Here is a 12,433-nt window from a genome sequence, read left to right on the forward strand (position 1 = left end):
TCTCAGGCTGCGGTGATGGCGATCAGGCCGCAGCGGCCCGTTCCCTTTCCGCGCGCAGTTCCTTCGACGCGCGAGCGCACGTTTCGTCGATCAGTTCGGCATTGAAGTGCTTGCGACGTTTGCCATGCCACACCACCGATCCGACATCTGACTCGTCATCATATTCTATGAAGTCAGGCCAATCAGGATGAGGACGCCGACGACTACGGCTTTGCCCATCAGCCTTCCACCACCGATTGAGCAAAACAATCGAGTCTTTTGGGCGGGAGCATCGTTTGTCAGAGTTCAACGGGAGTTGGAGGAAGAATGCCAATGCCGATTCTGCCAGATAGACAGGCACAGTGAATCGCTTGTGGTGATGACCTGCCTTGCGACCAGATACCGCTTGTGATGACACCTCGCCGAGATAAATCGACAGCCCCTCTTCAGCGATTGTGGTGCGGACTTTGTGCTCCGGCCTCATGCGGCCCTCGAAGCCCTTGGTTATTCCAACATACTGAAGCTTGGGTATCGTCTGTCGATCAACCGTTCCGGCCGCCATGTATAGGACCTCACCCATATCCCATTCACGGATTACGGCTTTCGCAGCTTTGACGCTATCATACGGCCCATACCAATCGACAACCACAGCATAGGTCATATTTCTCTCCCCCAGAACAGGGCCCAATAAACGGCAACGGGATGAGCAAGGCAAGTGTCCCGCTCCCAAATCAACTGAATGCGGAACAGGAAAATCGCGATCTGTGAAGTGACGGAAATGCTCGACTTCATGGCCGCAAAAACAGGCGGGTTTATGGAATGGCTTTCAAGGGCATCCGTCAGCACGGCATCACCATGCCCACCATGATCTCCGACATCGTCCCGGCCAAATCGCCGATGCCATCATCGCTCAAGATCGTCAGGCGCAGATGTCGATAAAGTCTGGCCGTATCATCAGGCCGGGATCGTTCGCCTGTCATCGTGAACAACATCGTCAGATCGGTCCGCACAAGGCACAAATATAGAAGTGTCGGCCGCTCCCTGATCGATCAGAAAGGCGAACATCGGATGACGCCCTTTCTGACAGGGAGAAGGTGCCGGATCGACCAGCCCGGACGATAGCGCTGATCAGGCCATCATCGGCCGCCCATGGTCAAAATGGACCTGCCGAAGGTCTCAACCCCTACACCCACTACACCGATTTCAGCCTACCCCTACACTCGATATGGGCGCGAAAGCCGCAGAAAACCGTGCCTTATTCACCGAGGCGTAGGGGGTGTAGGGGATGTAGACTTACTTTCATTCAACCAGATCATCATTAGCATACGCGCCCATGGGGGAATGCAAAACCACCCTACATCCCCGTCACCCCTACACCCGATGCGCGGGAACAAGACGATGGGAAATTATGATGAAGTCGTGCGCAACTTCATAGACCGGGGATTGTCTATGAAGTCACGGTCTACGGTCAAACCGGTTGAAGAGAAAACGGCGGAAATCTTGAGGTTCTGCACCCGATTATCGTCTCGATCGCCTTTCGTCATCCGGCACTCATTTCAATTTTGACTTCGATGGGGGTGATACAGCTAAATAATAACAGAAGACGGGTCGCACCGATCTCAAAAGAATTCGATAAATACCTCTGACGATGATATAATCATTGTTGTCATAGAGAGGTTGGGGTTCTGAGGCGGTGCGACACGCTTCAGAACCCTTTTTCTATGAGGTTATTTTGAGCTGTGTCGTATCTTGAAATTGTAAATCAACATAAAGCGGAGATCATCCGCTGCAAGTCTGCCGGGGAAGAGATTGATCAGGAAATGATCTTCGCTCCTGTTGATTGGGCGGACGAAGAAATCAGCAATGGATATTTCAAATGGCTGGTTGCCAACAAGGTGGCCACGCGCGCCGAAATCAACATTGCACGCACCCGCCAAATGGTAGCGTCCGTGCTGGGAAGCTATCCGTCAACCTGCTGCGCCTATGTCGGTGCATACGCAGGCATGCGGCAAGCACTGGTGACCTACGATGGCCAAATCTCGCTCGTGGACGCCAAGGGCGCTCGTAGTCATTCGATCATCACGGACTATCAGACCGAAGCAAGGGTCTTTGCAGTCGAACACCGACTGCCATTTGCTCGCGAAGCAATCAATGACGCGATCAACGTCTGGCACGAGGACAAACGTAAGAGCCGGTTGGATGTCATTCGGCAAAATCTTGCCCCTACGGCCACGTTTGATTGGGTCGAACTAGCCCGCCGATGTTTCGATTGCTCTGCAACGTCGCCAGAATTCGTCGCGGCGGCGCTCATGAAGTTTGTCCACCAGACCAAGCGCAAGCTGCACAATCAACCGGTCCAAGATCATCTGATGCCAGTTTTGCTCGGCCCGCAGGTGTGGATCGGCGTGCAAAAAGGACCCCGTTAGCGGGGTGATCGGCGTCTAAAAGGGACCCCTCATTTCGATGGTTTAAGCAGCCGGCTGGATTTTCAGGCGGCGAGATCGGGATGTTGGTTTTGGAGACAGTTTTACGGATCCGGCGCGAGTATGCCGGAGGCAAGGCGATCAAGGCGATCGCACGGGATCTGCATGTGTCGCGGAAGGTCATCCGCAAAGCGGTCCGAGCGCCGGAGGGCGCCTTTGATTATCAGCGCAAGGTTCAGCCGCTGCCCAGGATCGGTCCGTTCCAGGAGCGCCTGAACACGCTGCTGGAAGAGAACGAGCTGCGCGGCAGGCGTGACCGGCTGCGGATGACGCGGATCCATGACCTGCTGGTGCGAGAAGGCTTTGAGGGTTCTTACGATGCGGTGCGGCGCTATGCGACGCGCTGGAAGATCGAGCGGCGCAAGGATGCTGGCGATGGCGTCACCGCCTTCATCCCGCTGATGTTCAGGCCAGGCGAGGCCTACCAGTTCGACTGGAGCCATGAGGATGTCGAGATCGCAGGAGCGCCGATGCGGGTGAAGGTCGCGCATATGCGCCTGTGCGCGTCACGTGGGGTCTATGTCCGGGCCTATCCTCGCGAGAGCCAGGAGATGCTGTTCGACGCGCATGCGCGCGGCTTTGCCTTCTTCGGCGGCGTGCCAGGGCGCGGCATCTACGATAATATGAAGACGGCTGTGACGAGCGTGTTCACCGGCAAGGAACGCGTCTTCAACCGGCGGTTCCTGATCATGACCGACCATTATATGGTCGAGCCCACGGCCTGCTCGCCTGCGGCGGGATGGGAGAAGGGTCAGGTCGAGAACCAGGTGCAGACGATCCGGGGTCGCTTCTTCCAGCCCCGGTTGCGGTTCGCCAGTCTCGAAGAGCTCAATGGCTGGCTGGAGGCAGAGTGTCGGCGCTGGGCGGAACGGCAGCCCCATCCTGAACAGGGAGATCTGACCGTGGCGCAGATGCTGGAGATCGAACGATCTGCGCTGCAGCCGATGCTGGGACCGTTCGACGGCTTCAATGAGAGCGAGCATGCCGTGACCGGCACCTGCCTGATCAGCTTCGACCGCAACCGCTACTCAGTCCTCTCGACGGTGTCGCGACGCACCGTGCAGGTCCGCGCCTATGCCGACCGCATCGTCGTTCGCTGCGGCGAAGAGGTTGTCGCTGAACATCCTCGCTACTTTGGGCGCAACCGCACGATCTATGACCCCTGGCATTATCTGCCAGTGCTGGCCCGCAAGCCTGGCGCGTTGCGGAACGGTGCCCCCTTCCAGGACTGGGATCTGCCACCGGCGCTGGCCCGCCTGCGCCGCAAGCTGGGTAATGGCGACGATGCCGATCGCCGGTTCGTCCGTGTACTGTCGGCCGTACTGACCGATGGCCTGGAGCCTGTCGAAACCGCTGTGCGTGAGGCACTGGCGACGGGCACGGCGAGCGACGACCTGATCCTCAACATCCTGGCACGACGCCGGGAGCCTCCGCGTCCGCTGACGATCATCACCTCCGAGGATAGCGCCTTGCGCCATCCCCCGATCGCCGACTGTGCCCGTTACGACCAGCTGAGGACCTTCGATGCAGCGGCATGATATGATCGAGGCCATGCGCGGGCTTGGACTCAAGGGCATGGCGGGCGCGTTCGACGATGCCGTCACCACCGGCCTTCAGCGCCAGCGCACCACCATGGAGATACTGACCGATCTCCTGCGAGCGGAGGCGACGCATCGTCATGCCGCGTCGATCCGATACCGGATGGCCGCTGCCAAGCTGCCAGTCGTGAAGGACATCGATGCCTTCCGGTTCGAGGGTACCCCGATCAACGAGGGGCTTGTGCGTTCATTGCACAGCGGCGCGTTCCTGCCCGCACGGCGCAATATCGTCCTGGTCGGCGGCACAGGCACAGGAAAGACCCATCTGGCCATCGCCATCACCGCCAATGTAGTGCGCTCCGGCGCCCGAGGCCGCTACTTCAACACGGTCGATCTGGTGACCCGCCTCGAAGAGGAGGCCAGGATCGGCAAGAGTGGCGCTCTCGCCGCCCAGCTATCCCGCCTCGATCTCATCGTGCTCGATGAACTGGGGTATCTGCCGTTCGCTCGATCGGGCGGCCAGTTGCTGTTCCACCTGATCAGCAAACTCTATGAGCAGACCAGTGTCATCATCACCACCAACCTCGCCTTTGGCGAGTGGCCCACCGTGTTCGGCGATCCCAAGATGACAACCGCGCTCCTCGATCGCGTCACCCATCATTGCGACATTGTCGAGACCGGCAATGACAGCTGGCGCTTCAAAAACCGCAGCTGATCCGCCCCAGCAGCGATCAATTAGAAGATGTTTTGCGCTGCGCGCGCCTCCGGTCGGGCTACGCCCTCCCTACGCCGCGCGCAGCGCAAGGAAGCGCGTCACATCAACCGTGCGCAATCCTGACAGGGGGTCCCTTTTGCGCGCCGATAAGGGGTCCCGTTTGGACGCCGATTGACAGGTATGGCCCGTTGCGAAAGCCGACGTATGGTCAATACGCCAATTTTAGGTGTCTCAAATCAACATCAGCGAATTGCAGCTGCATAATGGCTTCGTGGAGAACTTTCACACCGTGACCTCGGCCATAATTTTCTGAAACATTATTTCTCGTCGATCCGCCGGTTGTCCAACCGCCAATTGCTAAAGCGATATCGTGATCAATCCGGGCAACGCGGAGTTCGTCGCGGAAATTGTGCCTAAAACTATGAAAGCAGGTCCGGTCCAATGCCGCCCCCGCCTTTCGCGTAAACTGAGTGAACCACTTCGAAAAAGCGACAGCACGGATACCGCGCGGCCCCGGCGCTATTTCTCCGAACAGCTTTGTTTCACCCGCCCGGCGTCGCTCATCGATAAACTGCAACAGGCCAAAGCTGATAAGGTTGGGGTGAAGCGGGATCAGGCGTTCGCTGGAACCCGTCTTCAGCTTCTTATCTGTGCTCCCCACCAAGGATTCCTCACTGACCACGAAGCACTGGATACCATCAATCGCGCGCACATCCGTCACGTCGAGCGCAGTCGCTTCCCCTAAACGCATTCCAGAATGCAGTGCTATTACAGGAAGCCAAAATCGCGCATTCCTCGGGCGTTCGGTTCCCGGTAGAAAATAATTGCGCTCTCCATCAAGGCACCCTCGATAGAGAGGCGCGTCAAAAATTTTCTTTAACTGGTCTGTGGAAAACGGGAAGCGCTTGTTTTTTCTCGCCACTTCATCGGGCAGTCGAAGCCCTCGGGCCGGATTTCGGACCAAATACTCCTCCTGAACCGCCCAGTTTAAAAAACTCGACAGGTCAGTGAGATATGCATTCACGTTGGCAGAACTGATGAGATTGTCCCACTTGCCCTCCCGCGCTTGCTCCGCCGCCTGTCGAGGCGAAAGATACGGGAAGCGCTTGCTTGCATTCTTTGGTAGAAACCTCAGCGTTTCAATAAAATCCCGACAATGGGTGCGAGCAAAATCGAGAATCGGCAAATCAGCACCGATGATGTCGGTGGCGAGCTTTCGGCAGGTTTCATAGGAATCGCGCGTTCGCGTTGACCAGCCACGGGTAGGATCGTTGATATATCGGTCGTAGACCTCGCCGAACGTCAAGGCCGATTCCCGAGCGGGGGAGATCGTTGATGCTGGTGATAGGGCCGATACGGTCACGGCAGGCTTTGGCTTTTGCGGCCCGACCATAACAGATCGATTTCCACCTTCGAGCAACAACAGATCGACAGACATGCCCACCCGAAGCCTCACCTTTTCGATTTCGACTTCGACTTGGTAGGCGATCAACGGGAAGCGTCGAACAGCGCATTTTAGGCTGTCGGTTCGCAATGACCGCCATATCTCCCGACGCCCCATCTGCTCTTGGACATCGCGTGGAACACGGCGTCGAAAGTAAAACCGGCCACCCCGTAGGCACATGCCTGAAGGCCATTTGTGTAGCAGCTTTGTGTAGCACTTCTTGGAACCCAAACCCTTGGTTTTCCGAGGGTTTTGAACGGTTTCGCTTGCTGGACTGTGTAGCAGCACTGTGGGGAAGTGAAGGTCAGAAGACCGTCTCGTGGACGATTTTCTAATGTTTTCAATGTGATGAGAACAAATGGTGCCCGGGGACGGATTCGAACCGCCGACACTGCGATTTTCAATCGCATGCTCTACCAACTGAGCTACCCGGGCACGGGTCTTCGGTGGGAGGCTCCCGCCGGATGGAGGCGTGCCTATAAGCGTCAATCCGGCTCGCTGTCCAGCCCATAATTGCCGTTTTTTTGATGGCTTTCGTCGACGGGCTGACCCGGCACGCGATAGCCTTCGCCCAGCCATTGCAGCAGGTCGCGGTCGCGGCAGGCGGCGCTGCAAAAGGGCTTCGTCGCGGGCTGGGCGGGCTGGCGACAGACCGGGCAGAGGGCGGGCTTAGGCGACATGGCCGCCCGCCAGGTCAAGAACCGCATCCGCCTGCAGGGTGATCGCGCCGCCGCGGCGCTTGGCCAGCTGCTCGATCCAGTCCTGCCGCTTGTGCAGCAGGTCGATGATCGCGGGCGTGGCGGTGATGGTGGCAGCGCCCCCCTGCCCATGGCGCTCGGCCCGGCGCAGCAGCGCCAGCGCGGCGGTCAGCACCGGGTCTTCGCGCACGATCTCCATCAGGTTGGCGCGCTCGCGGCGGCGAATGATCTGCAGGAAGCCGAAGCCATTGACGGCGGTACGCTCGAACGGAAGCGGCAGAAATTTGTCGATCTGCGCCGCGGCGACCATCCGCTCGTCCTTGTTGTTCATCGTCGGCAGGTCGATCCCGATCGATCCCGACAACCCCATGCGCCGCACCGTCTGGGCGGCCAGCTTCGCGCCCTTGGGGCCAAGCTGCGCCGGAGGCAGCGATCCGTCAACGTCGATCAGCAGCATGGCGGGCGTCAGGAACAGGCGCAGCGCGGCGTCTTGCGCCCCGACCTCGCCCGTCATCGCCTCTTCCATCAATTCGCTCCAGCCATGCGCCTCCAGCCGATCTTCCTCATGCGCGGGGCAGGGGACGACGGGCGTACCGGTGGCGCGGATGCGCTGCAACAGGCTGGGTCCGGCATGGGGCTTGGCGCCGGGCTGGGGCATACGGCCCTTGGCGCGCTTGGGACGGCCTTCCTCGGCGATCGCCTCGCGGATGATCTCCACCAGGACGTTGGCGCCTTCGGCCAGCCGGGGTGGGATCGGCTCCAGCAGCACTTCCTCGCCCGATATCAGCCGCACGATGCCGCGCTTCTTGGGGATGATGGTGGCGACCAGCCGACCCTGCGCCACCGCGCCCGGACGCACGGCGTCGCCCTCGCGTTCGATCAACGCCTCGACCAGCTTGCCCTTTTCGATCAACGCGGCCCGCGCCTCGCCAATGCCTTCTTCATAGAGCCACTCGGCCATGTCTTAGTCCAATGGATAGCCCGCTGCCTTGAGCAGCGTGCGGGTTTCGTAAAGCGGCAGGCCCATGATCGCGCTGTGGCTGCCCATGATGGTGCGGATAAGGCCAGCGGCGCCGCCCTGTATGGCGTAGCCGCCCGCCTTGCCCCGCCATTCGTCGCTCGCGATATAGGCGTCGATCTCGGCCTGCTCCAGCCGCTTGAAGATCACGATATTGTCCGACAGCCGATGCCGCGCCCGGCCATCGCCATCGATCAGCGTGATCGCGCTCAACACCCGGTGCCGCCGCCCGGATAGCAGCGCCAGGCAGGCACGCGCTTCCGCCTCGCTTTCCGCCTTGGGCAGGATGCGGCGTCCGACGGCCACGACCGTATCGCCGGACAGGACCAGCGCGCCCGGATGCCGCGTCGCGACGGCCACGCCCTTCTCCGCTGCGACGCGCGCGGCGTAGGTGGCGGGCAGTTCGGCCTTGCGGGGTGTTTCGTCGATATCAGCGGGATCGACGGCATCGGGGACGACGCCGATCTGGCCCAGAAGGTCACGCCGTCTGGGAGAAGCCGAAGCAAGAATGAGCCGCATATATGGCGCGGCTTATTTGAAGCGGTACGTGATCCGACCCTTGGTCAGGTCGTAGGGGGTCAGCTCGACAAGCACTTCGTCGCCCACCAGCACGCGGATGCGGTTCTTGCGCATCTTGCCGGCGGTGTGGCCGAGAATCTCGTGGTCATTTTCAAGCCGGACGCGGAACATGGCGTTGGGGAGAAGCTCCACAACCTGTCCGCGCATTTCAAGCAGTTCTTCTTTAGCCATAGTATCCCGAATTCACAAAATCGCGCCGCCATAGCGCCAAATTGCGGGAAATGGAAGCCAAGGGTTTATACGCCGAAATGATCGCCTGCTGCGGCGAGCGCCATGAAGAGCTGATTGAGCTGATCGTCATCAAGGCAGTAGGGCGGCATCAGGTAGATGGTGTTGCCGAGCGGCCTTAGCAAGAGGCCGCACGCCAGGAAGAAAGCGCGCAGGCGCGGTGCCAGATCGGACAGATAGCCTGCGTCGGCGGCGACAAGGTCGATTGCGGCGATCGTGCCCAACTGTCGCGGGTTGGCGAAGGCGGGGTGGCGGGCGAGCCGTTCGAGTCGCGTCGCGATCCCTTGCGCCAACGCGGCGATGCGGCCCAGCACATCCTCCTCACGCCAGATCGCCAGATTGGCGACCGCGGCGGCGCACGCGATCGCATTGGCGGTGTAGCTGGACGAATGATAGAATAGCCGAGCGCGGTCGGTCGATCGGTGCGCGTCGAAGATCGGCGCGGTCGCCAGCGTCGCGGCCAGCGGGATCGCGCCGCCGGTGATCCCCTTGGCCACGGCCATGATGTCCGGCACGACGCCTGCCTGTTCGCAGGCGAAGAGCGTGCCGGTGCGGCCCCAGCCGGTCATGACTTCGTCGGCGATGAACAGCACGCCATGGCGGCGACAGATCGCGGCCATCGCGCGCAGCACATCTGCGGAGTAGATCAGCATCCCGCCCGCGCCCAATATCAGCGGCTCGACGATGAAGGCGGCGGGCTTGGCGGCGCAGGCGGCGTCGAGCGCATCGAGGCAGGCCTGCTCATGGCCGGGCGCCGGAAAGGGGATGGTGCCGACATCGAACAGCAAGGGTTGCCAGGCGGCGTTATAGACGCCCCGTTCGCCGATCGACATCGCGCCGATCGTGTCGCCATGATAGCTATGCTCCAGCACCAGGATGCGGCTGCGCGGCTCCGCCAGACCATCCAAAGCCAGATTATGCCAATAGCCCAGCGCCATTTTGATCGCGACCTCGACTGCGGTCGATCCGCTGTCGGAATAGAAGACATGGGCCAGGTCCGGCTGCCCCCCGAAGCGCGGCGCCAGGTCGATCAGGCCGCGCGCCACCGCTTCGGCCGGATCATGGGTATAGCCCGCGAAGATCAGTTGATCGAGCTGCCCCGCCTGCGCGGCGATGGCGGCGGCGATGCGCGGATCGCAATGGCCATGGGTGGTCACCCACCAGCTGGAAATCGCGTCGATCAGCGTGCCGCCGTCGGCCAGATGCAGCAGCGCGCCCTGCGCCCGCACGACATGGGGGATCGGCTCATTGAGGCCATGCTGGGTGAAGGGGTGCCAGACGGGGGATGTCATGACGGTCCTTTAAGCCAGCATAGCGGCCAAATCTATGGCTTTGCCGCCTTGGCCGCGTTCGGCGCAACCGGTGGCGGCACGATGATGGCGGGCGGCGCGACCGTCAACTCGACCCGGCGATTTTTCGCCCGGCCGTCGGGATCGTCGCTGCCATCCTCTTTCGCATTGGGGGCGATCGGGCGGGCCTCGCCCAGCGCGACCAATGTGATGCGCCCCTTGTCCACGCCCTTGGCGACCAGATAGTCGCGGACCTTTTCGGCGCGGATGCGGGACGCGACCTTGTTGTCGCCGTCGGCCCCATGCGAATCGCTATGGCCGCGCAGCACTATCGGCCCGCCCGCCTGCATCGCCGGGCTGGCGAGCAGCGTTTCAACTGTCGCCTTCGCTGTCTCGTCCAGGGCCATGGGCGACGCGCCAAAGCCGATCACCGCTTCTGCCGGCTCGATTTTCGGGGTGTCGGATTCGGGCACGACTTCGGGGCGCAGAATCGACCGTTGCGGCTCGGCCTCATTGGCCGCGACGCTATTATCCGCCTCGTTCATCGCATTGGCGGCAGGCGTCTGCTGAGGCGGCTGGCAGGCGGCAAGGGTGGCGCACAAGATAATGGGCGCGGGCGCGAATCTTCTCATTCTTCCTCTCCTTGTCGCCGGGGCTGGGCGGGCGGCACATAGGACAGGATCGTGTCGCCGGGTTGGGGCGTGGGGCGCGATGCGTGGGTGAAGAAGCGCAGCGCACCGGTCTTGCGCAGCAACAGCAGCATGTCGCCCTCCGGCGGCAGCGCGGCGCGCGCGGCATCATAATCGAACTGCTCGCTGATCCGCGTCTTGCGAAAGGTCCAGCCCTGCTCCTCGCGCTGCATGATATCCTCCACGCCGTGGCCGGACGCGAACAACGCCCGCCCGCGCAGCGATTCGGGCAGGCTGCGCGGATCATGATCGTCGCTGGCGTCGCCCAATTGATGCACATTGTCGCGCCCGATTTCCGGCGCGAACTCGTTGCAGACCAGCGCATTATAGGCTTCGTTGTCGGTCGCGGCCGCCAATATCTGGAACTGGGTCAGGTCCAGCTTCTCCTCGGTCGCTTCCGACAAAATCTCGCCATGATAGGTGGGGATGCCCTGATGCCGGGCCGGGGCCAGCCGCTGCCAACTGGTATCGGCGATCGTCACCGGCACCGCCAGCTGACGCAGCTGCGCGGCCAGACCCAGGGTGAAGGGCGTGGCGCCCACGATCAGCAGCCCCTGTTCCGACGCGCCGGTCACTTTGAGCCAGCGAGCGACCGGCTTGATCGAAAATCCATGGAAGACGATGGTCGCCACCACCACGGCGAAGGACAGGGTGACCAGGATCGACCCATCGCTATAGCCCAGCCGGTCGAGCCGCAGCGCGAACAGCCCCGAAATCGCGACCGCGACGATGCCGCGGGGCGCGATCCAGGCGACCAGCAGCCGCTCGTTCCAGGGGACGGGCGAGAAAGCGAGGCTCAGCAATACCGTGGCCGGGCGAACGAGGAACAGCAGCGCTAGCAGGAAGGCCAGGAAGCGCCATTCGAACTGGCGCAACACTTCCAAGTTGAGCGAGGCGGAGAGGATCACGAAAACGCCTGAAATCAGCAGGACGGTGACATTCTCCTTGAAAGGCTGGATATCGCGCAACGAATCGAGCCGCATATTGGCGAGCGCCACGCCCATCACCGTCACCGCCAGCAGCCCGGTTTCCTGCTGGATCATGTTCGATCCGACGAACACGCCGATCACCGCGACCAACAGCACCGGGGCCTTGAGATATTCGGGCACATGTCCGCGCGGGAAGGCCCAGCCGACGGCGCGGGCGGCAAGCCAGCCGATCAGACCGGCGATGACCGCAGCGGCCAGCAGCGACAGGATGACCGACGCCAGCGTGCCGCCTTCGCCCGCGCGCCGCAGATATTCATAGGTGACGACGCCCAGCAGCGCGCCGACCGGATCGTTGACGATCGCTTCCCATTTCAGGATCGCGCGGGGCCGCGCTGCGACATTGGACTGGCGCAGCAGCGGCAGCACCACGGTCGGGCCGGTGACGACCAATATGCCCGCAAACAGGATCGCGACCGGCCACACCAGCCCAGCGACATAATAGCAGGCCAGCGATCCGAGCACCCACCCAATCGGCGATCCCAGCAGCACCAGCCGGGTGACGGCCCCGTCGGTCTTGCGCAGTTCGCGGAAATTGAGGCTAAGGCCCCCTTCGAACAAGATCAGTGCGACCGCGACCGAAACCATCGGCTCCAGCAATTCGCCAAACACATGCTCAGGGTTGATGAGGTGAAAGACCGGACCGCCGATCACGCCTGCCGCCAGCATCAATGCGATGGCGGGCCAGCCTGTGCGCCAGGCGATCCATTGCGCGCCAATCCCCAAGATGCCGATCAGCGCGATGGATAGAGCCAGTTCCTGCATAGGGCGCAGGATAGACGGGCGG

The 12,433-nt window shown here is 61.6% G+C and carries 13 protein-coding genes and 1 tRNA gene; 3 read left to right on the forward strand and 11 right to left on the reverse strand.

What is annotated here, in order from left to right:
- Positions 1-22: 22 nt before the first annotated feature.
- Complete coding sequence (locus CEQ44_RS24160) at positions 23-640, reverse strand: hypothetical protein (RefSeq protein ID WP_088183472.1); 618 nt, start codon at positions 638-640, stop codon at positions 23-25.
- The gene (locus CEQ44_RS24165; RefSeq protein ID WP_088190801.1) at positions 637-825 is read right to left on the reverse strand and encodes a hypothetical protein; all 189 of its coding nucleotides are present in this window, start codon (positions 823-825) and stop codon (positions 637-639) included. Before CEQ44_RS24165 ends, CEQ44_RS24160 begins: the two co-directional genes overlap by 4 nt.
- Before the next feature lie 893 nt (positions 826-1,718).
- On the opposite strand from CEQ44_RS24165, the gene CEQ44_RS23040 reads away from it, so the two are divergent.
- The 3 genes from CEQ44_RS23040 to istB all read left to right on the forward strand — a co-directional run bounded on the left by CEQ44_RS23040 (position 1,719) and on the right by istB (position 4,715).
- Positions 1,719-2,405 carry a hypothetical protein gene (locus CEQ44_RS23040; protein ID WP_088201827.1) on the forward strand — a complete coding sequence of 229 codons (687 nt, stop codon included), beginning with the start codon at positions 1,719-1,721 and terminating at the stop codon, positions 2,403-2,405.
- 80 nt (positions 2,406-2,485) lie between these two features.
- Positions 2,486-4,000 carry an IS21 family transposase gene (gene istA, locus CEQ44_RS23045; RefSeq protein ID WP_088201813.1) on the forward strand — a complete coding sequence of 505 codons (1,515 nt, stop codon included), beginning with the start codon at positions 2,486-2,488 and terminating at the stop codon, positions 3,998-4,000.
- Positions 3,987-4,715 (forward strand): IS21-like element helper ATPase IstB, encoded by a 729-nt coding sequence (gene istB / locus CEQ44_RS23050; protein ID WP_011950770.1) that lies wholly within the window; start codon positions 3,987-3,989, stop codon positions 4,713-4,715. Before istA ends, istB begins: the two co-directional genes overlap by 14 nt.
- 208 nt (positions 4,716-4,923) lie before the next feature.
- On the opposite strand, the gene CEQ44_RS23055 is transcribed toward istB, so the two are convergent.
- From CEQ44_RS23055 to CEQ44_RS23095, 9 genes are all read right to left on the reverse strand, one after another.
- Positions 4,924-6,339 (reverse strand): site-specific integrase, encoded by a 1,416-nt coding sequence (locus CEQ44_RS23055; RefSeq protein ID WP_088183017.1) that lies wholly within the window; start codon positions 6,337-6,339, stop codon positions 4,924-4,926.
- 179 nt (positions 6,340-6,518) lie between these two features.
- Positions 6,519-6,594 (reverse strand) — tRNA-Phe (locus tag CEQ44_RS23060).
- Between the two features lie 50 nt (positions 6,595-6,644).
- Entirely contained in the window at positions 6,645-6,839 is a 195-nt protein-coding gene (locus tag CEQ44_RS23065) for a DNA gyrase inhibitor YacG (RefSeq protein WP_088183018.1), read from the reverse strand.
- A complete protein-coding gene (locus CEQ44_RS23070; protein ID WP_088183019.1) occupies positions 6,829-7,818 on the reverse strand; it encodes a ribonuclease in 990 nt (329 codons plus the stop codon). The genes CEQ44_RS23065 and CEQ44_RS23070 overlap by 11 nt, the downstream gene beginning before the upstream one ends.
- A 3-nt stretch (positions 7,819-7,821) precedes the next feature.
- Positions 7,822-8,394, reverse strand: a complete 573-nt coding sequence (locus tag CEQ44_RS23075) for a nucleoside triphosphate pyrophosphatase (protein WP_088183020.1) — start codon at positions 8,392-8,394, stop codon at positions 7,822-7,824.
- A gap of 12 nt (positions 8,395-8,406) precedes the next feature.
- The gene (gene infA / locus CEQ44_RS23080; protein ID WP_003049127.1) at positions 8,407-8,625 is read right to left on the reverse strand and encodes a translation initiation factor IF-1; all 219 of its coding nucleotides are present in this window, start codon (positions 8,623-8,625) and stop codon (positions 8,407-8,409) included.
- Positions 8,626-8,690: 65 nt separating this feature from the next.
- Positions 8,691-9,974: an adenosylmethionine--8-amino-7-oxononanoate transaminase gene (locus CEQ44_RS23085; RefSeq protein WP_088183021.1), complete on the reverse strand. Its 1,284-nt coding sequence runs from the start codon at positions 9,972-9,974 to the stop codon at positions 8,691-8,693.
- A 32-nt stretch (positions 9,975-10,006) separates the two neighbouring features.
- Entirely contained in the window at positions 10,007-10,603 is a 597-nt protein-coding gene (locus CEQ44_RS23090; protein ID WP_088183022.1) for an OmpA family protein, read from the reverse strand.
- Positions 10,600-12,411 (reverse strand): sodium:proton antiporter, encoded by a 1,812-nt coding sequence (locus CEQ44_RS23095; RefSeq protein ID WP_088183023.1) that lies wholly within the window; start codon positions 12,409-12,411, stop codon positions 10,600-10,602. Before CEQ44_RS23095 ends, CEQ44_RS23090 begins: the two co-directional genes overlap by 4 nt.
- Positions 12,412-12,433: the final 22 nt, after the last annotated feature.

The sequence above is a fragment of the Sphingobium sp. Z007 genome (genome assembly GCF_900013425.1).
GTDB lineage: Bacteria > Pseudomonadota > Alphaproteobacteria > Sphingomonadales > Sphingomonadaceae > Sphingobium.